Source organism: Nocardia sp. NPDC055002 (assembly GCF_053608825.1).
Genome location: NZ_JBSGWE010000003.1, coordinates 890,236 through 910,582 on the forward strand (window position 1 = coordinate 890,236; position 20,347 = coordinate 910,582).

17 protein-coding genes are annotated in these 20,347 nt (G+C 68.6%); 6 read left to right on the forward strand and 11 right to left on the reverse strand.

The genetic code is table 11. The features are described from left to right. The first annotated feature begins 207 nt into the window (after positions 1 to 207). Positions 208 to 1,104 (forward strand): LysR family transcriptional regulator, encoded by an 897-nt coding sequence (locus ACWF99_RS16375; RefSeq protein ID WP_378631508.1) that lies wholly within the window; start codon positions 208 to 210, stop codon positions 1,102 to 1,104. Here the strand turns inward: ACWF99_RS16375 and ACWF99_RS16380 are convergent. After that, complete coding sequence (locus ACWF99_RS16380) at positions 1,101 to 2,450, reverse strand: amidase (RefSeq protein WP_452536634.1); 1,350 nt, start codon at positions 2,448 to 2,450, stop codon at positions 1,101 to 1,103. The genes ACWF99_RS16375 and ACWF99_RS16380 overlap by 4 nt on opposite strands. 224 nt (positions 2,451 to 2,674) lie before the next feature. On the opposite strand from ACWF99_RS16380, the gene ACWF99_RS16385 reads away from it, so the two are divergent. Together ACWF99_RS16385 and ACWF99_RS16390 are read left to right on the forward strand one after the other, a co-directional pair. After that, complete coding sequence (locus ACWF99_RS16385; protein ID WP_452536518.1) at positions 2,675 to 5,077, forward strand: protein kinase domain-containing protein; 2,403 nt, start codon at positions 2,675 to 2,677, stop codon at positions 5,075 to 5,077. A gap of 51 nt (positions 5,078 to 5,128) precedes the next feature. Then, positions 5,129 to 7,045 carry a serine/threonine-protein kinase gene (locus tag ACWF99_RS16390; RefSeq protein ID WP_452536520.1) on the forward strand — a complete coding sequence of 639 codons (1,917 nt, stop codon included), beginning with the start codon at positions 5,129 to 5,131 and terminating at the stop codon, positions 7,043 to 7,045. Here the strand turns inward: ACWF99_RS16390 and hpt are convergent. The 4 genes from hpt to ACWF99_RS16410 form a co-directional block, all read right to left on the reverse strand. Further along, complete coding sequence (gene hpt, locus ACWF99_RS16395; RefSeq protein WP_056819061.1) at positions 7,023 to 7,574, reverse strand: hypoxanthine phosphoribosyltransferase; 552 nt, start codon at positions 7,572 to 7,574, stop codon at positions 7,023 to 7,025. The two genes, ACWF99_RS16390 and hpt, sit on opposite strands and share 23 nt — an antisense overlap. Positions 7,575 to 7,598: 24 nt before the next feature. Beyond that, positions 7,599 to 8,660: a tRNA lysidine(34) synthetase TilS gene (gene tilS / locus ACWF99_RS16400; RefSeq protein ID WP_452536636.1), complete on the reverse strand. Its 1,062-nt coding sequence runs from the start codon at positions 8,658 to 8,660 to the stop codon at positions 7,599 to 7,601. A 138-nt stretch (positions 8,661 to 8,798) separates the two neighbouring features. Beyond that, entirely contained in the window at positions 8,799 to 9,860 is a 1,062-nt protein-coding gene (locus tag ACWF99_RS16405) for a zinc-dependent metalloprotease (protein WP_378631496.1), read from the reverse strand. A gap of 13 nt (positions 9,861 to 9,873) precedes the next feature. Next, positions 9,874 to 11,328 carry a D-alanyl-D-alanine carboxypeptidase/D-alanyl-D-alanine-endopeptidase gene (locus tag ACWF99_RS16410; RefSeq protein ID WP_452536522.1) on the reverse strand — a complete coding sequence of 485 codons (1,455 nt, stop codon included), beginning with the start codon at positions 11,326 to 11,328 and terminating at the stop codon, positions 9,874 to 9,876. A 164-nt stretch (positions 11,329 to 11,492) separates the two neighbouring features. Between ACWF99_RS16410 and ACWF99_RS16415 the strand changes: the two genes are divergently transcribed. Next, positions 11,493 to 11,981 carry an inorganic diphosphatase gene (locus ACWF99_RS16415; protein ID WP_378631493.1) on the forward strand — a complete coding sequence of 163 codons (489 nt, stop codon included), beginning with the start codon at positions 11,493 to 11,495 and terminating at the stop codon, positions 11,979 to 11,981. 61 nt (positions 11,982 to 12,042) lie between these two features. Here the strand turns inward: ACWF99_RS16415 and ACWF99_RS16420 are convergent, their stop codons facing one another. Continuing rightward, complete coding sequence (locus ACWF99_RS16420) at positions 12,043 to 12,270, reverse strand: hypothetical protein (RefSeq protein ID WP_378631491.1); 228 nt, start codon at positions 12,268 to 12,270, stop codon at positions 12,043 to 12,045. 199 nt (positions 12,271 to 12,469) lie between these two features. Here ACWF99_RS16420 and ACWF99_RS16425 point away from each other — a divergent pair, with 199 nt between their 5' ends. Together ACWF99_RS16425 and ACWF99_RS16430 are read left to right on the forward strand one after the other, a co-directional pair. Beyond that, on the forward strand, positions 12,470 to 13,657 hold the full coding sequence (locus ACWF99_RS16425) for a serine hydrolase domain-containing protein (RefSeq protein WP_452536525.1): 1,188 nt from the start codon (positions 12,470 to 12,472) through the stop codon (positions 13,655 to 13,657). Beyond that, on the forward strand, positions 13,654 to 15,165 hold the full coding sequence (locus ACWF99_RS16430) for an alpha/beta hydrolase (protein ID WP_452536527.1): 1,512 nt from the start codon (positions 13,654 to 13,656) through the stop codon (positions 15,163 to 15,165). The genes ACWF99_RS16425 and ACWF99_RS16430 overlap by 4 nt, the downstream gene beginning before the upstream one ends. Here ACWF99_RS16430 and ACWF99_RS16435 read toward each other — a convergent pair. The 5 genes from ACWF99_RS16435 to ACWF99_RS16455 form a co-directional block, all read right to left on the reverse strand. Continuing rightward, the gene (locus ACWF99_RS16435; protein ID WP_378663900.1) at positions 15,135 to 15,794 is read right to left on the reverse strand and encodes a response regulator transcription factor; all 660 of its coding nucleotides are present in this window, start codon (positions 15,792 to 15,794) and stop codon (positions 15,135 to 15,137) included. The two genes, ACWF99_RS16430 and ACWF99_RS16435, sit on opposite strands and share 31 nt — an antisense overlap. Continuing rightward, positions 15,782 to 17,032, reverse strand: a complete 1,251-nt coding sequence (locus ACWF99_RS16440) for a sensor histidine kinase (RefSeq protein ID WP_452536529.1) — start codon at positions 17,030 to 17,032, stop codon at positions 15,782 to 15,784. Before ACWF99_RS16440 ends, ACWF99_RS16435 begins: the two co-directional genes overlap by 13 nt. A 7-nt stretch (positions 17,033 to 17,039) precedes the next feature. Continuing rightward, entirely contained in the window at positions 17,040 to 18,812 is a 1,773-nt protein-coding gene (locus ACWF99_RS16445; RefSeq protein ID WP_378631483.1) for an MDR family MFS transporter, read from the reverse strand. Next, positions 18,809 to 19,300 (reverse strand): MarR family winged helix-turn-helix transcriptional regulator, encoded by a 492-nt coding sequence (locus tag ACWF99_RS16450; RefSeq protein WP_452536532.1) that lies wholly within the window; start codon positions 19,298 to 19,300, stop codon positions 18,809 to 18,811. The genes ACWF99_RS16445 and ACWF99_RS16450 overlap by 4 nt, the downstream gene beginning before the upstream one ends. A gap of 88 nt (positions 19,301 to 19,388) precedes the next feature. Beyond that, positions 19,389 to 20,210, reverse strand: coding sequence for a crotonase/enoyl-CoA hydratase family protein (locus tag ACWF99_RS16455; RefSeq protein WP_452536534.1), 822 nt, complete (start codon positions 20,208 to 20,210; stop codon positions 19,389 to 19,391). Positions 20,211 to 20,347: the final 137 nt, after the last annotated feature.

Here is a 20,347-nt window from a genome sequence, read left to right on the forward strand (position 1 = left end):
CGCATTTTCCCTGGTCAGCCGCCCAGATGTGACGTCGATCCACTCGGCGGCAGATCGACACGAACAATAGACAATCCGATGGTGCAGCTCACCATGTCAGGCCATATGCTGTGCGATACCAACCTGGTGACTGTTTTGATCCACTTCCGCGAACTTCCTTGCCCGTTTTGGCTGGATTTTCCCGACCGATTCTGATAGCAAGGTGCTATGGACCCGCATTTGCGCGATCTGCGGTATTTCGTCGCCGTCGCTGAGGAACTGCATTTCACGAACGCCGCCCAGCGGCTGCATATCGCTCAGCCGACGTTGTCACGCCAGATCCGCCAGCTCGAACGCCAGCTCGACGTGGTCCTGTTCGACCGCAACCAGCGCAGTGTCGCCCTCACCGTCGCCGGTAAGGAACTGCTCGAAGGCGCACGCAAGATCCTCGAGCTGTGGGAGGTGACCAACGTGTCCCTCCAGGAAGCAGGCGAGGTGCTGCGCGTCGGAATCCAGTCCGCGCTCGGCCGGGGTCTGCTCAACGACCTCGAGAGCGCGAGCGGTCACCGCCTCGCCCTGCACGCCGCGTCGTGGAACGACCCCTCCAGTGGCCTGGCCGGTCGACAGGCCGACCTGTCGCTGGTCTGGCTGCCGCTGCCCGACCCCAACCGTTATCGCTGGCAGGTGCTGCGCACCGAGCCGCGCTGGGTGCTGCTGCCGGAGTCGCATCCGCTGGCCGAGCAGGACAGCATCGAATTCGCCGATCTGCTCGACGAGCCCTTCGTCGCCCTGCCCACCGAAGCGGGCGCGGTCCGCGACTTCTGGCTCGGCAACGATGCCCGCGGCGGCAAAGCGGCCAAGATCGGCGCCGAGGCGGCCACCCCCGAGGACAAGCTCGAGGCTGTGAGCCTCGGTCTCGGCGTGTGTCTGCTGGCCGAGAACAACGTGCCGATGTACCGCTGGCCCGGGCTCACCGCGCGTCCGGTCGCCGGTCTCACCCCATGTGAGCTGGCGGTGGCATGGCGGGCCGACGACACGCGCCCGACCATTCTGGAATTCGCCGGTCGCGCCGTCGACGGCGGCTTCTCCGAGCCCACACCGCAGCCGCAGCCGATCGCGGTCTAGTTCGACAGTTCCAGTTGGGCGGCGAGACCGAGCAAGGTGGACTCGCTGCCCGGCGGACCGACCAGCTGCGCGGCCAACGGGGTGTGCGCCTCGGGATGGGTACCCATCGGCAGTGACGCCGCGGGCCAGCCGAGCAGATTCCACAGTCCGGTGAACGGCGCGTAGCGCACCGAGGACACGACATTCGCGGCCCACCCGCGCCCGCTCCACTGCCTGGCCTTGGGCGGTGGCGCGGCGAGCGTCGGGGTGATCACCACGTCGAAGTCCTCGAAGAATTCGAGCAGTCTGGCTTCGGTCCGGTCGATCTGGCTGGGGCGGACCAGGCCGAGTCGCCGGATCACCCTGCCGATCGCCAGATGACGTTTGGTGCGTTGCTGGAGCAGATCGGGGTTCTCGAGTGCCTCGGCGTCGGCCAGACCCGCGCTCGGCCAGCGCAGCAGCATCAGCAGCGCCGCGTCGCCGTAGGGCAGTTCCACCGGTTGCACCTCGTGCCCGGCCACCGCCGCGCGCGCACCCGCGGTGCGCGCCGCCGCCGTCCAATGCCGATCCATCCGGACCAGACGCGACGGCGGAGCCACGGCCAGTCCGATGCGTAGTCGCTGTGGCTTGCGTAGTTCGGCCAGGTCGGAACGGCCCGCCAGCACCGACAGCGCCAGCGCCGCGTCCGACACCGTGGTCGCGAGGACGCCGTTCTCGGCCAGTCCCGCCCAGGAATCGGCGCCGATCTGTGCGGGCACCACGTGTCTACCCGGCTTGATACCGAAGACCCCGCATGCCGCGGCGGGCACCCGGATCGAGCCGAGACCGTCGTTGCCGTGCGCGATCGGCACGAGTCCGGCGGCCACCGCGGCAGCCGCACCACCCGAGGATCCCCCCGTCGACCGGCCGACATCGCGCGGATTGCGGGTGACGCACCCCGCGGAGTCGGTAGTGGCCCACAGACCGAGCTCGGGCATCGCCGTCAACCCCACCACGATCGCGCCCGCGGCGCGCAGCCTGGCCACCACCGGGTGATCGACGCTCGCCGGGTCCGCGGAGGTGGCCGCCGAACCGGCCCGGGTCGGCTCGCCTGCCACCGCGATGTTCTGTTTCACCGCCACCGGTACACCGGCCAGCGGCAGCTCGTCGAGGTCTTGCCTGGCGGCGAGTTCTCGCGCTTCGGCCCGCGCCCGCTCGGCGCGCACCACCGTGAACGCGTTGATCTTGCGATTCTCCGAGGCGATGCGGGCGAGCGCGTCGGCGGTGACGTCGGCCGGGGTGATGGTGCCCGCGCGAACGCGGGCGGCCAGTGCCGCTGCGGGGCCGCCGATGGGGTATTCGTCGGCGGGCGGGCGGGACGAGTCCATCGTCACCTCAGCGTCCGTTACGCCGTCGTCGTCGACGGACTCCCATGCTACCGCTGTGAGGTCTTCGTTCATCTGCGGATTCGCCCCCGTCGCATGGTCGTCGAAATTCGGGTGATCAGCTCTAGAGGCGCAAGTTATCATTTCAAGTACAGCTCTCCGGCGATGGCGGCGGGTGTGGCGGAATGAATTTCGCACCGATCCGCGCGAACCCTTTAGGTCGGTTGATGAGCGATAACACCGGAAGCGGGGAACAACCCGACGCAACGGCCGGTCGGGCCACGAATGTGCGCGTCGACATGGTCGAGGCGTTCGCCGCCGCGTGGGGCGCGGTCGACGAACGCCCGCCCGACATCGCCGAGTTCCTCCCCGACGCGGCCACCCTGCGCGCGCAGGCGCTGCACGAGCTGATCCGGGTCGACCTGCGCCATCGCTGGCTGCATCACGCCGGCACCGGCATCGACCGCAAGCGGCTGATCCACTACTGCGCCGAGTTCCCCGAGCTCGACCGGGAGTCGCTGCCCGCCGGGCTGGTGTTCGAGGAATTCGTCATCCGCAGGCACAGCGGCGAACGGGTCGATCCGCGCGAGTGCCTGCGCGAGTATCCGGAGCAGGCGGCCAGTCTGCGTGGCCTGCTCAATACCGAGGAACTCGATCAGAGCACCCACCGGGCCGACGATCCCGACGCGACGATGAACCAAACGGCGGACTCGACTCGTAGTACCCAGATGACCAGCCCGCACCTCGACCTCACCGCGACCGCCACCTCGGCCGCGACGTCGACGGACGCACTCTCGAATCCCGGCGTGTTCGAGCCGCTCGACCGCATCGAGATCGGCCAGCGCATCGGCGATTTCGAGTTGCTCACCGGGCTCGGTTCCGGTGCTTTCGCGCGCGTCTTCCTGGCCAGGCAGACGTCGATGCAGCGCCTGGTCGCGGTGAAGATCTCCGCCGACCGCGGCACCGAGCCGCAGACGCTGGCCCAGCTCGACCACGACTACATCGTGCGCGTGTTCGACCAGCAACTGATGGACACCGACTCGGCGCCCTCGGGTTCGCGGCGCCTGCGCCTGCTCTACATGCAGTTCCTGCCCGGCGGGACCCTGCTCGGTCTGCTGCGCTGGGTCCGCGCGACCCCACCCGCCGAACGCAGCGGCAAACTGCTGCTCGACGCCGTGGACGCCGCCATGGAGGAGAAGGGCGAGATCCGGCCGACCGATTCGAGCGTGCGCTCCGAGATCGCCGCCCTGAGCTGGCCGGAAACGGTGGCCTGGCTGGGCAGGCGGCTGGCCGAGGCGCTGCACTACGCGTCCTCGCACGGTGTGCTGCACCGTGATGTGAAACCGGCGAACGTGCTGCTCACCGCCGAGGGCGTCCCGAAGCTGGCCGACTTCAACATCAGCTTCAGCCGCACCGTCGAAGGCACCAGCCCGGTGGCCTACTTCGGCGGTTCGCTGGCCTACATGTCGCCCGAACAGCTGGAGGCCTGTCACCCCGGCCTCAGCCGCACCGCCGCCGACCTCGACACCCGCAGCGATATCTACTCCCTGGGCGTGGTCCTGTGGGAACTGCTGACCGGCGCGAAGCCGTTCGACGACGACACCGCCGCGGCCGAGGGCCGGGGCGACGAAACCACCCTCGAGGCCATGCTCGAGCGGCGAACCGGCGGCGTCGACCCCGCCGCGCTCGACCGGGTACCGGCGAACTGCCCCGCTGCCCTGCGCCGCGTGCTGCTGACCTGCCTCGACCCGGACAGGTCGCGGCGCTGGGCCGAGGGTGCGGTGCTGGCCAAGCAGTTCGACCTGTGCCTGGATGCCCGCGCCCGCGACCTCGTCGACCCGCCGCCGGACAGCTGGCGGATGGTGTGGCGCAAGTGGCCGCTACTGGTGATGATCTTGGCGATCGGCATCCCCAATGCCCTGGCCTCCTGGTACAATATCCAGCACAACCAGAATCTGGTGGTGAGTCGGCTCAGCGAGTCGGCTCAGCAATCGTTCGTCGTGATCACCGCGGGCGTGAACCTGGTCTTCTTCCCCCTGGGCGCCGCGGTGCTCATCTACCTCGCCCGTTTCGTGCTCTCCGTGCCGCGCGGGCTTCGCCATGGCCGTCGGTACGACCCACAGATTCTGCGCCGCACCAGACACGACACCTTGCGCATCGGCGACCGGGTGGTGATCGTGGTGTTCTCGCTGTGGGCGGTCTCCGGACTCACCTTCCCGATCGCGCTGCAATTGGCCGCCGGTGACGTCCCCGGGCACGCCGTGGTCCATTTCCTCGCATCCCTGATGGTCTGCGGGGCGATCGCCGTCGCCTACCCGTTCTTCCTCGTGACGTTCTACCTGGTCCGCTGCATCTACCCGATCTTCCTTCGCCACGGCGAGATCAGCACCGACGACAGCACCTGGCTGCGCGAGCTGAGCGGCCGCTGCACCTGGTACCTCGCGGTGGCAGCCTCGGTCCCTCTCCTCGCCGTCGCGGGCGTCACCTTCCTCCCGCCCGGTGATATCCCAACCGTGATCGTCGCCGTTCGGGTGCTCTGCGTCGGCGGCATCGTCGCGTTCGTCGGCTCCTACCTGCTCTTCCGCGCACTCGAAGCCGACCTGAAAGCACTGGAACGCGTCGTCAGCTGACGATCTCCGGCGCGGATGAACTTCCGTGCGGGTCCGCGCGTATGACCCGTCGTGAGCTCGACTGTCATCACCGAGGCGACCCGTCCCTCGCTCGACCGCACCGCCACCATGCACTCCACCGATCGCCGCGGGCTCGACCGGTTCGAGGTGGGCGACTGCGTCGGCGACTTCGAGCTGCTGACCGAGCTCGGTGTGGGCGCGTTCGCCCGGGTGTTCCTGGCCAGGCAACGGTCGATGCAACGCCTGGTCGCGGTGAAGATCTCCGCCGACAGCGGCACCGAGCCGCAAACCCTGGCCCAGCTCGACCACCACTACATCGTGCGCGTCTTCGATCAGCTCGTCCTCGATCCCCCCGGCGACGGGTCGCCCCGGCTGCGCCTGCTGTACATGCAGTTCCTGCCCGGCGGCACCCTGCTCGGCCTGCTGCGCTGGGTCCGCGCGACCCCACCCGCCGAACGCGGCGGTCGCCTCCTGCTCGACGCGATCGACGCGGCGATGACGGAGAAGGGCGAGATCCGGCCGGCGGATTCGAGCGTGCGGCGCGAGATCGCCCACCTCAGCTGGCCCGACACCGTGGCCTGGCTGGGTCGACGCCTGGCCGCGGCACTGGATCACGCGGCCGATCGGGGTGTGCTGCACCGTGATGTGAAGCCGGCGAATGTCCTGCTCACGGCCGAGGGCGTGCCGAAGCTCGCCGATTTCAACATCAGCTTCAGCGAGACCGCGGGCACCAGCCCGCTCTCGTATTTCGGCGGGTCGCTGGCGTACATGTCACCCGAGCAGCTCGAGGCCAGCCATCCCGGCTACGACCGCAGCGCCGCCGACCTCGAAGCACGCTCCGATCTCTTCTCCCTGGGTGTGTTGCTGTGGGAACTGCTCACCGGCGCCAAGCCGTTCGACGACACCGGCGCCGACGACCCCGACTGCGGCGATCGAACCAGACTCGAAGCGATGCTCTCCGCACGCAGCACGGGCGTCAGTGATTCCGCGCTGCGGCAACTCCCGCCGGACTGCCCGCCCGCGCTGCGCCGGGTGCTGCTGCGTTGCCTCGAGCCGGACCGCAACGACCGCTGGCCCGACGGCACCGTCCTCGCCGAACAGTTCGACCTCTGCCTGGACCCGCGCGGCAGGAACCTGGTCGACCCGCCTGCCGGCTCCTACCGAATACGCTTGCGGCCCTTCATGGTTGCGCTGATGACGCTGGCGATCGCGGTGCCCAACGCGCTCGCCGTGCGATACAAGACCTGGCAGAACTCCGGCCTGCTGGTGCAGCGGCTCGAGCCCGCCGCTCGCGAGGCGGTGCACATCGTCTCGGTGGTCACCAACGTGATGTCCTTCGCGCTCGGCGCGGTGATCCTGGTCTATTTGTCCCGCCACGCGATCCTGGTTCCACGCGCGTTACGGGCCGGGCGCCGCGTGGGCACCGCGACGTTGGGCCTGGCAGGCAGGCAATCGCTCTACCTGGGTGACCGGGCGGTCGTCGTCGCCCTGTTGTTCTGGGTCACCGCGGCCGCGATCCTGCCCGCCACGGTGAAGGTGAGCACCGGCGAACTGGAGACGCGCACCACGGTGCAATTTCTGACGTCGAACGCCATCGGCTGCGCCGTGGCGGCGACCTACGCGTTCTTCCTCATCACCTTCTACATGGTCCGCTGCGCGTACCCGGCCTTCCTGCAGCAAGGCCACCGGTTCCATACCGACGCCGCGGCGCTGCGCGGACTCCTGCGGCGCTGCGGCTGGTATCTGGCGGTCGCCGCGTCCATCCCGCTGATCGCGATGGTCGCCATCACCTTGCTGCCCACCGAGGACCTGCTGCCGACCATGGTCTCGCTGCGCGTGGTCTACCTCGGCAGCGTCGTGGCCTTCCTCGGCTCGTACGCGCTGTTCCGCGCGATCGACGCCGATATCCGGGCACTGATCAGAGTCGTCGATCCCCCGGGAGGAACTAGGAGTACACCGCCGGGTTGAGGGTGCCGATGTAAGGGAGGTCGCGGTAGCGCTCGGCATAGTCGAGGCCGTAGCCGACGACGAATTCGTTGGGGATGTCGAAGCCCACGTGCGCGACGTCGACCGGGGTGCGCAGCGCGTCGGGCTTGCGGAGCAGGGTGACGACTTCCAGCGAGGCCGGGTTACGGGTGGACAGGTTGCGCTTGAGCCACGACAGCGTCAGGCCCGAGTCGATGATGTCCTCGACGATCAGGACGTTACGGCCCGCGATGTCCTTGTCCAGGTCCTTCATGATGCGCACCACGCCCGAGGACGAGGTGGACGAACCGTAGGACGACACGGCCATGAATTCGAGCTGAGTGGGGATCGACAGCGCCCTGGCGAAGTCGGTCATGAAGAAGATCGCGCCCTTGAGGACGCAGATCAGCAGGAGGTCACCTTCGGGGGAATCGGGCGGGTACCGCTTGGCGACGAGCTCGGCCAATTCCTCGATCTTGGCTTTGATCTCGTCTTCGGTGATCAGCACCGATGCGATGTCGTCTCCGTACACGGAAGTGGGTGTCCCTTCGTGGCATCAAATGCGCGGCTGTGCTCGCACCGCCAGCGTGCCATGTTCGCGCGTCACGACCAACCTGTGGTCCCTCGAGCCGCCCGCCACCGCCACCCCGCCCTGTCCATGCCAATTACCCACCAGCTCGTCGATCGCCTGTAAATGGGCGTTCATGAGCCCGGTCACGCCCGCATCCGCGAGCCAGGCGCGCACCGCCCTGCGACGCAACGCGGGCGGGGCAGTGGCCAGGATCTCGATCGACAGCGTGGGTCGATCAGTGTCGTCGCGGCCACTGGAGCCGGACCGATCATCGAGATCGGGACGGCGCGCCACGGCGACATCGGGAAGCGCGCCCGCGCGGTGCGAACGCGCATTCCGCAGCAACTCGGCCGCGTAGACGTCGAGCACCGCGCCGTCCTCACGCAACTGGTCGGCCGTGCGGACGAGCGCCTGCGCGACCCCACCGCCCAGCACGTCCTCGAGCAGCGGCAGTACTTCGTCGCGCACCCGCACGCGGGTGTACCTGAGGTCGGCGTTGTGCGGATCGTCCCACGGTTCGATCCCCAGATCAGTGCACATCCGCACCGTCTGAGCCCGCCGCACACCGAGCAACGGCCGCCCCCACGGCGCATTCCACGCCACCATTCCCTGAATGGACCGCCCGCCCGATCCACGCGCCAGCCCGAGCAGCACCGTCTCGGCCTGGTCATCGAGCGTGTGTCCGAGCAACACCGGCCGCCCGTCCCGCACCGACTCCAACGCGGCGTACCGCGCCACCCGAGCCGCCGCTTCCACACCCCCCGCACGCCCGACCTCGACGGGCACGACCATCGCCCCCGCACACCCGAGCCCCATCGCCTGCTCGACCGCTCGATCGGCCACCGCCCCCGACCCCTCCTGCAACCGATGGTCGACGACCGCCGCGGTCACCTCACCCGCCTCGACAACGGCGGCGGCCACCAAGGCCAGCGAATCCGCCCCGCCGGACAACCCCACAACCACCGGTCCCCGCCCACCATGCGCGGCCACCCACTCGCGCACACCCCGCCGCACCGCGAGCACCGCCGCTGTCTCCGGCAGGCGCATCGGACGAGACGATGTCATCGGCCACACCGAACGATCGCCGCTCGATCATCGGACGGCAGCCGCGATCCACGAGCAGGCTGCGCGGCCCTGCTCGGCGGTCGACCGTCCGCGTAAGTCACGTGTGCAGGTTACCGAGACCTACCCCAGCACCCGGCGAATCCACCGTTCCGGATCGTCGACCTCGTCCAGCAACGGCAGCGTGTCGGCGTTCGTCCACACCGTGTTGAATTCCGCGACCCCCACCCGCTCGACCACCGCGTCCACGAACTTCTTGCCCCGTACGTACTGCGCGACCTTCGCGTCCACGCCGAGCAGAGCCCGCAGCAGCCGCTGGATCGGATTGGACGGCTTCTGGCGACGTCGATCGAATGCGGCCCTGATATCGGCGACGGTCGGCACCACAGCGGGCCCGGCGGCATCCATCACGTGATCGGCATGCCCTTCGAGCAGCGTGCCGAGCATCAACAGCCGATCCAGTGCCTCGCGCTGCGGCGGCGCCTGAGCCGCACGCAACAGCCCCACCACCCCTCGACTGTTCGGATCGTCGGTGTTGTCGCCGTTGCGCCGCGACCGCACCTCACCGAGTAATCGGGTGAGCATCTCGCTCATCGGTTCCTCGCCGACCTCGCTCAAGATGTCCACGTTGGTGCGCATGTACCCGGCCAGCCAGGGCGCCGACGAGAACTGCACCCGGTGTGTCACCTCGTGCAGGCACACCCAGAGCCGGAAGTCGCTCGGGTCGACGCCGAGCGCACGCTCGACGCCGAGGATATTGGGCGCGACCAGCAGCAAGGTGCCGTCCTCGCCGGTGAACGGGTCGTACTGCCCGAGAATCGCGGTCGACAGGAACGCCAGCATGGTCCCCGCCTGGACACCCGCGGGTTTCCCGACGAACTTGCCCCCGTCGGCGGATTCGGTGCCGGTGAGTACCGCCATCGAATCGGCGGCCGCGGAGATCCACCCTGGCCGGTCGACGATCCGCGCCTCGGGAACCGGCCGGTCGTCGAGCAGCCCACTGACCTCACGCACCGGCAGTTCGGCCAGTATCGAGGCAGATGCCAGCTCGGCGACGACCTGTTCGGCCGTCTGCCGGGACGCGCGCGGCCCGGAGGGAGCGAGTACCGCCCCGGTTCGCGCGGCCAGCCGCCAGTCCACCGCTCCGCTGAACCCGGAACTCTTGCGCTCGGTCTTGTCGGTCATAGTCACCCGTTCTCTACGAGCATCCGCAGTTGCGCAGGGCACCCGCCACCGCGTCGAGCGCCGGCCTGCTCTGCTCCGGCAATCGGTCGTTCGACATGAGTGCGAAGGTGAGTACCCGCCCGTCGCGGTCGAGTACATATCCGACCAACGCGCTGGCCACGCTCAGAGTTCCGGTCTTGGCGCGCACCCACCCCGCACCCTGCCGGTTCTGCGTGACGAAGCGCGGCGCGAGTGTGCCGGTGCCGCCCGCGACGGGCAGGTAGTCCAGCATCGGTGCGAGAGCCGCTGCGCGCGGGTCGTTTTCGGGCCTGGCCTGTGTTCCGGTCGGCACCAACGCCGCGTTGCCGGTCGGTTTCGCCGCGGTCGCGATGATCGAATCGAGCAGCTTCGGGGTCACCCGGTCGTCGACGGAGAGCCCACTGTTGTCGGCCAGATGCAGTCCGGCGATATCGAATCCGGCCGTCGACAGGGCGGCCGTGGTAGCCGCGACCGCGCCGGCGAAGGAGGCGGGCTGACCCGACGCCACCGCCAGCTCACGTCCGATGGTCTCGGCCAGCACATTGTCGGAGTGAATCATCATGTCGTGCAGGCGAACCCGCAGCGGGGCCGATTCGACCTTCGCGATCTGAGCGCCGGTCTGCGCGGCCGGTCCCACTCGCACCGCGGCGGGATCGATACCCAGCTCGGCGGCCAGCGCCCGCCCGGCGTCCAGCGCGGGGTTCGCGGTGCGCGGGGAATAGTCGGCCGAGGGGTCGAACCGGCCACCGTCGAGCATGATCGGCTCGATCGGGGCGATCGAGCCTTCCGGGATGTCGATCGGGTCCCAGCCCGAGGCCATGGTCGGCCCCGAGTAGGCGGACGTGTCGACCACGATCGCGTTCGCCTGGCGGCCGGCGGCCCGCACCTGCGCGGCCAGATCCGCGATCCGGGCACCGTCGGTGTAGTAGCCGCCCGCTGCCCGTGTGGTGAGCGTCGGATCCCCGCCCGCCACCAGCACCAGCTCGCCGGGCGCACCGGCGAGCACCTCGGTGGTCACCCGCTGATCATCGGGCAAGGTCAGCAAGGCGGCCGCGACCAGCATGATCTTGGCCGTCGACGACGGGATCATCGCCTTGGCCGGCTCCTGACTCCACAGCACCGTCCCGCTGCCCGGATCGGTCACCTGACCCGCGAACGCACCGAGATCAGGATTGCCGACCACCGCGGCGAGCGCCGCGGCGATGCCCGCCACCGTCGGCGCGGGCGCGTCCGATCGGGCCGGGGCCACCTCGGGAAACACCTGACCCGTGTCCGGCGGAGGCGCCACGGTGAGTCCGCCGTGCCGGAATTCCGGCGTCCACGGCTGCGCGATCGCCGCGAAACCGCCCGCGATCACCAATAGCGCGACGACCACTGCCGACAACCAGATCCAGCGGGACCTCCGGCGCCCCTGCACCGGTGATCCCGGATTGCCGCCTGTATCGACCACGACAGTGTCTCCCTCAACGCCGACCGACACGCCTCGACTGCGCGACTACAGCCGCCTGCCGCACCGGTGTACCAGCACACCACACTATCCTCGTTGCGCAACGGTTCCCCAGAACGATCTGGCGATTCGGCACAGACCAGCACTCGAACGAGCAAGGAGATGGCGTGGAGTTCGACGTCACCATCGAGATTCCCAAGGGTTCTCGGAACAAGTACGAGGTCGATCACGAGAGCGGTCGGGTCAAGCTCGACCGGTACCTGTACACCTCCATGGGCTACCCGGCCGACTACGGCTTCATCGAGAACACCCTCGGCGAGGACGGCGACCCGCTCGACGCGCTGGTGCTGCTGCCCGAGTCGGTGTTCCCCGGCGTGATCGTCGAGGCCCGCCCGGTGGGCGTGTACCGCATGACCGACGAGGCCGGTGGCGACGACAAGGTGCTGTGTGTCCCCGCGGGCGACCCGCGCTGGGATCACATCCAGGACCTGGGCGACGTCTCGGAGTTCGAACTGTCGGCGATCAAGCACTTCTTCGAGCGCTACAAGGATCTCGAGCCGGGCAAGTACGTCGAGGGTTCCGAGTGGCTCGGCCGCGCCGAGGCCGAGAAGATCATCGACGAGTCCTTCACTCGGCTGAAAGAAGCCGGCCACTGAGCCGATAGAACTACGAGAAACGGGAAGTCCGAAGAGTTTTCGGACTTCCCGTTTTTTCGTGTCAGTACCAGATGTAGAGATCCCAGCCGTCCCAGCTCTCCGTGCACTCCCAGTAATACCCGCCGGTGTACGGATCTTCCCCGGCCGCGCGGCACTGATAGAGCTCGTAGTAGGTGCCGTAGTACGTTCCGTACGGTGCGGCGGCGGCACTGCCCGCACCGACCGCCGACACCCCGGCGACGGTCGCGACGGCCAGCAGAGCGGCGGCGATGGTGGATTTGATGCGCATAGTGTTTCTCCTGACGCGTACAACTTCGACTTCTCGAAGTTATTGCGGCGCAGCGGTTTGAACAGCCAACCCTAGGGGTATGTTCGCTCTCCCCTTGGTCACTTCACCTACCCCACCCCAGGTTGGTAGCGCAGGCACCACCTTCGATTCGGGTGCGCGCGGCATGGGCACGGCGCCCGCTCGTTCCTAGGCTCGAATCATGCAGCTCACCACCACTTTTTCGAGCAAGTCACTGCGTGCCTTCGCGGCCGGGACCGGCTTGCTCGCACTACTCACCGTCACCGCGTGCGGCCCCGAGAACAGCGCCACGGCGGCGCAACCGGATCGGCCGGAGATCCGGCAGGCGCTCGAATCGGTGGTGCAGGCGGGATTCCCCGGCGCCCAGGCCGTGATCACCACGGCGGCCGGCGAGCGGACGGTCACGGCGGGGGTCGGTGATATCGAGACGGGCGCACCGATTCCCGATGGGGCGTATGTCCGAATCGGCAGCAACACCAAAAGTTTCGTCGCGACCGTGGTCATGCAGTTGGTCGCCGAGGGCAAGGTCGAACTCGACGGTCCTGTCGAGCGGTACCTACCGGGCGTCGTGCAGGGCAGTGGCAACGACGGCAACCGCATCACCGTGCGCCAACTGCTCCAGCACACCAGCGGCCTACCGGACTACCTGGCCGGCGGCGATCCGAGCCTGCGCGCAGCCCCCGGCACGCAGCAGATCGCACCCGACCCTGAAGTCATCCGCCTGCGCCACTTTTCGCCCAGTGAGCTGGTCCGCATCGCGATGACGATGCCGCCGCGGCACGAACCCGGCGCCCGCTCGGTCTACACCAACACCAACTACATCCTGCTCGGCATGCTGATCGAGCAGGTCACCGGCCGCCCCGCCGCCACCGAGATCACCACCAGGATCATCGAGCCACTCGGCTTGCGCGACACCTACTTTCCCACACCCGGCGACATCGGCTTGCGTACACCGCACCCGCGCGGCTACCAGCAAATCGACGGTGCCCGTGTCGATTTCACCGACTTCGATCCCTCATGGGGCGATACCGCGGGTGCGATGATCGCCACCGGCTCGGATCTGAACCGCTTCTTCCTCGCGCTGCTGGACGGCAAGTTGCTGCCCGCCGCGCAGCTGGAACAGATGCGGCAGACCGTGCAGTTCGACCGAATGCCCTCGGCCGGTTACGGATTGGGCCTGGTCGTGCAGACCACCTCGTGTGGCAAGAAGACCGTCGCCCACGGCGGCAGCATCCCCGGTTTCGATACCCGCACCGGGGTCACCGCCGACGGCGTCGCGATAACCATCACCGTGAACGAGCTGCCGAACAGCAAAGACCAGGCAGAGGTTGTCGAGCGGGCGTTCGACACCGTGGTCTGCGCCTCATGAAACGCGTGATCCTGGCCGTCGCGGTCTCCGCCATGGCCGCCGGATTATTCACCGCTACACCGGCATCGGCCGATGTCGACCCGCTCGATCGCTTCCGGCATCAGTCGCTGGCCTGGCAGTCCTGCGATGATCCGCGTCTCGATCCTGCGGGCGCCCAGTGCGCGGAGGTGACCGTGCCGGTGGATTACTCGGCGCCACAGGCGGAAACGATGACCGTGGCCATCTCGCGGCTGCCCGCTACGGACCCGGCGAAACGTCGCGGCGTGCTGCTGTCGAATCCGGGAGGGCCCGGCGCTCCCGGCCTCGACTTCATGATCGACGTGCGCGAGGCGATGAGCTCCGACGTCCGTGATCGCTACGACCTGATCGGCATGGATCCGCGCGGCATCGGCCGCTCCACCCCGGTGAACTGCCGCTGGCAGCACGGATTCGGGCTGGAGTCCGCCGGTCTCGACGGCATCGGTTTCGCCGAAAGCACTGCCCAGCAAGCCGAACTCGCCGCGCTGTGCGCGACGAACGAGGGACCTCGGCTGCACCACATCACCACACGCAACACCGCCCGCGATATGGACGTCATCCGTGCCGCCCTCGGCGAGGAACGAATCAGCTACTTCGGCACCTCGTACGGCACCTACCTCGGCGCGGTCTTCGCCCAGCTGTTCCCCGAACGCAGCGACCGGTTCGTCCTCGACAGTGCCGTCGACCCCGAGCACTACGGATCGGTCGGGATGATCCGCGCCATGGGCCCGGTCAACGAGGCGGCGTTCGACCGATGGGCCGATTGGGTGGCCGCCCACGACGGTGAGTTCCGTTTCGGCGCGGACCGTTCCGCGGTCAGGTCGACCGTGCAGACCTTGGTCCGCCGCGCGAATGACCGGCCGATCCGGATCGGCGAGTTCACCGTCGACGAACACAGCCTGCCGATGGTGCTCTACCGCGGGCTCGACGACCCACGCAACTATCCGCTGCTGGCCCGCCAGATCCGCCAGCTCGCCGACGCCGCCGACGGCCTCGAGGTGCGGCCCGAACCCGAGCTGGCCGCCTCGCTCGCCTTCATGCTCACCGCGCGGCCACGCGACTACTCACCCGCGTTGGCCGTCCTGTGCGGCGATGTGGAAGTTCCGCGCGATCCGGCCTGGTACTGGCGCAATATCGAGGCGAGTCGCGCAGATCAACCGCTGTTCGGCGCATTCGCGAACAACATCCCGCCGTGCGCGTTCTGGGCGTCGCCCCCGGTCGAGCAACCGACCGTGATCGGCCATGCGCTGCCGAGCCTGATCGTCCAGTCCACCGGCGACACCCGCACCACCCACGCGGGCGCGCAGGTGATGCACCGGGCGCTGACCGGGTCACGCCTGGTGACCCTGGAAAACGTTGCGGTGCACTGGATTTACGGTAACTACCCGAACACCTGCGTCGACACGACCGTCAATGCCTATCTCCGCGACGGCACGCTGCCCGACACCGACCGGGTCTGTCAGGACGATCCGGGGCGCGAGTTCAGGTAGGCCAGTACGGCGAGCACCCGGCGGTGGCCCGATTCGTCGGCGGCGAGGCCGAGTTTGGCGAAGATGCTGCGAATGTGTTTGAGCACAGCGCCTTCGGTGACGACCAGGCGTGCCGCGATGGCGGAGTTGTCCTGCCCTTCGGCCATCAGTGCGAGCACTTCGCGTTCGCGGGCGGTCAGTGTGGACAGCGGATCGTCGACCTTGCGGCGCACCAGCAGTTGTGCGATCACTTCCGGGTCCATCGCGGTGCCACCGGCGGCGACGCGGTGCAGGGACTCGAGGAACCGGTCGACCTTGCCGACCCGTTCCTTGAGCAGGTACCCGACGCCACCGCCACCGTCACCGAGTAGTTCGGAGGCGTAACTGTCCTCCACATAGGACGACAGCACGAGCACCGGCAGCCCGGGGTGGACCGTCCTGGCACGTACCGCGGCGCGCAGGCCGTCGTCGGTGAAGGTAGGCGGGAGCCGCACATCCACCACCACTGCGTCCGGGCGGTCGGCGGTGACGACGGCGAGGAAGTCGTCGGCATTGTCGACGGCGGCGACCACGTCGATCCCGGCCGTCTTCAACAGCAGGACGAGGCCTTCCCGCAGGAGGGCGTCGTCCTCGGCGATCACGACCCGCACGGCAACTCCACCCGCACCACAGTAGGCCCACCGGCGGGGCTGCTCAGCGTCATCTGCCCGTCGAGCGCCTCGGCCCTGCGCCGGATGCCGGCCAGACCACCCCCGTCGGTCGCGCTCGCTCCGCCCACACCGTCGTCGCGGATCTCGACGGTGAGCAGATCGGGCGGCCCACCCAGTTCGATCGACAGTGTGTCGGCACCGGAGTGTTTGGTCGCGTTGGTCACGGCCTCGGCGATGACGAAATAGGCGGCGGCCTCCACCGCCATCGGCCGCCGGGTGATGCCGTTCGATTCGAGCACGCACGGGATCGGACTGCGCGCGGCCAGCGCGGAAACGGCGCTGTTCAGGCCCCGATCCGAGAGCACCGGCGGGTAGACGCTGCGCACCACATCGCGCAGTTCGGCCAAGGCCGCCGAAGCCGTGTCCTGCGCTGTCCGCACCATCCGATCGGCGGCGTCGGGATCACGGCCGCGCAATTGCTCGGCCAGTCCGAGTTGCATGATCACCGCCGCGATTCTGGCCTGGGCGCCATCGTGCAGATCGCGTTCGATGCGGCGCAGTTCGGCACCGTGCGCGTCCAGCGCGGCGGCCCTGGTCACGGTCAGCTCGACGACCCGATCGGCCAGCACGGCGTTCTCATCCGGCGCGAGCAACGCCCCTGCCACCCTGGCCTGCGCGTTCGCCGCCTCGGGCGCGCGCAGTGCGAGGGCACCGTAGACGATGCCCACCACCACGCTCACCACGGCGGCGGTCCACGAATCGACGATGATGCCGCCGCTGGACACAGTGCCATCGGCCCGCGCACTCCAATAACTCGCGACAGCGAGATGCTGCACCGAGCTCAGTGGCAGTGCCACCGCCAGCGCGGCCAGCGGCAATCCGATGATCGCGTGCAGCACCAGCCAGGCGAGATCACGCCGATTCGCCGGATCGGCGGCCAGCGTCGCGAGCTGATGACGCAGGTCGCCGGTCAACGGCCGGTAGGCGGACACGATCGGCGTGCCGAGCAACCTGCCCGCCCTGCGCCGCTCGAGCCCCAGCAGCGGCCGGATCAATTTGACGGCCTCCGGCAGCGCGGGAATCCCGATCCCGATCAAGCTCGCGGCCGCCACGATCGCCAGCGCGACCACCGCGAACAGCGACACCACCCCGGTCAGCCCGCCCACCAGCAGATAGCCGACAGCGGCGGGCAGACGACGTAACCGCCGCACCACACCGCCGCTGCCGAATCGACTCACCTGATGATCATGCCGGGGGCGCTCCGGCTCGGTCTCGACCACCCTTGTCTTCGTCGCGCGGGTCCCCGGCTGACGCGGCGGACTGCGCGGCGGTGTCGACCAGCGCACCCACCCCTTCGGCGGCCTTGGCATCGCCATCGGCCTGGATTCCACCCGACATCCGCAGCGGAACTTCCTTCCAGAACAGCACCAGCAGCAGGGCGATCAATGCCACCGCGGAGGCGACCAGGAACACCGTCGACATCGAGTCGGCGAAGCCGACCTGGAAGGGCTTGGCGAGGTCGGGGTCGAGCTGCTGGATGATCGAGCTGTCCTGGAGCACCTTGCCCGCGGCCGACGTGTCGTGCGCCAGCAGGCCCTTGGCCAGCGCGGCATCCGCCGGGTTGGTGCTCTGCGCGCCCTCGATCACGGCCTGCTGGTAGGCGGGGTCCGCCGCCGACTGCTGCAATTCGGTGGTGATGTTCGGGGTGAGCAGCGAGAACAGGATCGACAGGAACACCGCGGCGCCGAGGGTGCCGCCGATCTGGCGGAAGAACGTCGCCGACGCGGTCGAGACGCCCATGTCCTTGGGCGGCAGCGCGTTCTGCAAGGCCAGGGTCAGCGGCTGCATGAGGTTGCCGAGGCCGAAGCCGGTGGCCGCCATGAACAGCATCGCCAGCCACAGCGGGCTGTCGGCGTCGAGCAGGTGCAGCAGGAACAACCCGAGCGTCAGCATGATCGCGCCGATCACCGGGAATGCCCGGTAGCGGCCGGTTTTCGAGATCAGCCGACCCGAGAGGATCGAACCGGTCATCAGCCCGAGCACCATCGGCAGCATTTGCAGACCTGCCTCGGTCGGCCCGGCGCCACGCACCACCTGCAGGTACTGCGGCAGCAGCAGCATGCCGCCGAACATCGCCGCACCGACTACGAACGAGATCACCACGCCGAGCGCGAAAGTCACATTGTCGAAGATCCGCAGCGGAATCAACGCCGCGTCACCCATGAACTTCTCGACCACGACGAAGCCGGCCAGCCCGATCGCGCCGATCGCGTAACAGATCACCGAAGAGGTACTGCTCCAGCCCCATTCGCGACCCTGTTCGGCCACGATCAGCAGCGGAACCAATCCGACCGCGAGCACGATCGCACCCGCGAAGTCGATGCGGTGGGTGGCGTGCGGCTTGCGCGGCAGGTGCAGCACCCGGGTCACCACCACCAGGGCGAGCAGCCCCAGCGGCACGTTCACCAGGAACACCCAGCGCCAGCCGGTGATGCCGAGAATGGTGTCCTGCCCCGCCAGCAGCCCGCCGAGGACGGGCCCGAGCACACTCGAAATACCGAATACCGCGAGGAAATAGCCCTGGTAGCGGGCGCGTTCACGGGGTCCGATGATGTCGCCCATGATGGCCAGCGCCAACGACATGAGTCCGCCCGCGCCCAGACCCTGGAACGCGCGGAACGCGGCCAGCTGATACATCGACGTGGCCAGCGTGCACAGCAGCGAACCGACGATGAACAGACCGATCGCGGCCAGGAAGAACGGCTTGCGGCCGAACATGTCCGAGAGCTTGCCGTAGAGCGGGGTGCTGATCGTCGCGGTGATCAGGTAGGCGGTGGTGGCCCATGCCTGCAGCGAGTAGCCGTCGAGGTCATCGGCGATGGTGCGGATGGAGGTCGACACGATCGTCTGATCGAGTGAGGCCAGCAGCATGCCGAGCATCAGCCCGGACAGGATGGTCAGGATCTGGCGATGGGTGAAGCCGGCCGGTGATTCCACCGGGGCCGCGGTTGTCGTCACGAAACGTTCTCCGTAGTGCTCAGTGCGGGCGGCTGGGTCAGCAGGACCGGGCGGGCCTCGTCGTAGTCCTCGACGAACCGCGTCAGCAGCCCGGCGAAGAGCGCGCGATCGTCGGCGGACCAGTTCTCGGTGATGATGGCGATGGAATTCCGGCGCCGCGCCCGAATCCGGTCGGCGGTCTCGCGCCCGTAGTCGGTGGCCTCGAGCACGGTGGCTCGCCCGTCGTCGGGGTCGGCGGCGCGCACCACCAGGCCACGCTCCACCAGCTGCGCTACCTGCCTGCTCACCGTCGACGCGTCCGAATGCACCGCCTCGGCGAGCGCGCCCGAGCGCATCGGCCCGTCACACACCAGCCGGAACAGCACCATGAACCCCGCCGGGTCGATCCCGGAGTGGTCCTTGATCTGGGCCATCGCCCGGTCGCGCAGCCGATGCAGCCGCACGAGCTGGATCGCGATCGCGTCGATCGCGGGCTCACTCTCACTCACACTTTTACCTTTACTTGCATCAATCAATTAGTTGTGTGATGCAAGTATGTAGGCAGAACGGTCACCGGGGCAACCGTTTGAACCGCCTTTACTCGCCCTTGAACTCCGGCGCGCGCTTCTCGAACACCGCCGCGATGGCCTCGGGGAGATCCTTCGACGGCAGGAACGCCGCGTTCCACGTCGACACATAACGCAGGCCCTCGGCCACCGCCGGGCTGGTCCGCTGCTCGAGCACGTCCTTGATGCCCTGCACCACCAGCGGCGGGTTGCCCGCGATCTCGCGCGCCATCGCGTGCGCGGCGGCCAGCACGGCCTCCTGATCGGCGAACACCTCGTTCACCAGACCCATTCGCTCGGCGCGGGCCGCGTCGATGTCCTTGGCGGTGAACGCCAGCTCCCGCAGATTGCCCTCGCCGATGATGCCGGGCAGGCGCTGCAGCGAACCGATGTCGGCGACGATCGCCACCTTCGCCTCACGCAGGCTGAACTTGGCGTCCGCGCTGGCCAGACGAATGTCGGCAGCGGCGATCAGGTCGAGACCACCGCCGATGCACCACCCGGACACCGCCGCGATCACCGGTTTGGTGCACTCGGCCAGCGCCGTCACCGAGGCCTGCATCCGGCGGACCTCCTTGAGGAACTCCGTGCGCGGTCCAGCCTTCGCGTCGTCGGCCAGCACCGGAGCCAGCGTGCCCGCGGTCGCGGCGAGGTCGAGACCGAACGAGAAATGCTTGCCCGATCCCGTGACGACCACGGCCCGCACCTGCGGATCGGCATCGAGCTCGGCGAAGACCTCCGGCAGCTCACGCCAGAAGTCGGGTCCCATCGCATTGCCCTTACCCGGCCCGATCAACGTGACCTGGGCAACGTTGTCGGCGATCTCGACGGTAAAAGCCTTCCATTCACTCATGCCCCGATTATTGCCACCACGCCAACATGCCGCCCACTCAGCCCCGACCCCCGACCCCTAGGGAGGGGCCGGACGCGCAGCGGCCGGGTTCGCGGCCGTCCCCGGGCGGTCGGGGGCGGGGGGGGGGGGGCGCGGGG

Coding starts and splice junctions, on each gene's coding strand:
- ACWF99_RS16420 (WP_378631491.1), bottom strand. CDS start 12,270: ATGCGCATCAAATCCACCATCGCCGCCGCTCTGCTGGCCGTCGCGACC.
- ACWF99_RS16430 (WP_452536527.1), top strand. CDS start 13,654: ATGAAACGCGTGATCCTGGCCGTCGCGGTCTCCGCCATGGCCGCCGGA.
- ACWF99_RS16405 (WP_378631496.1), bottom strand. CDS start 9,860: ATGACCGACAAGACCGAGCGCAAGAGTTCCGGGTTCAGCGGAGCGGTG.
- ACWF99_RS16425 (WP_452536525.1), top strand. CDS start 12,470: ATGCAGCTCACCACCACTTTTTCGAGCAAGTCACTGCGTGCCTTCGCG.
- tilS (WP_452536636.1), bottom strand. CDS start 8,660: ATGCGCCTGCCGGAGACAGCGGCGGTGCTCGCGGTGCGGCGGGGTGTG.
- ACWF99_RS16375 (WP_378631508.1), top strand. CDS start 208: ATGGACCCGCATTTGCGCGATCTGCGGTATTTCGTCGCCGTCGCTGAG.
- ACWF99_RS16380 (WP_452536634.1), bottom strand. CDS start 2,450: ATGGACTCGTCCCGCCCGCCCGCCGACGAATACCCCATCGGCGGCCCC.
- ACWF99_RS16385 (WP_452536518.1), top strand. CDS start 2,675: ATGAGCGATAACACCGGAAGCGGGGAACAACCCGACGCAACGGCCGGT.
- ACWF99_RS16455 (WP_452536534.1), bottom strand. CDS start 20,210: ATGAGTGAATGGAAGGCTTTTACCGTCGAGATCGCCGACAACGTTGCC.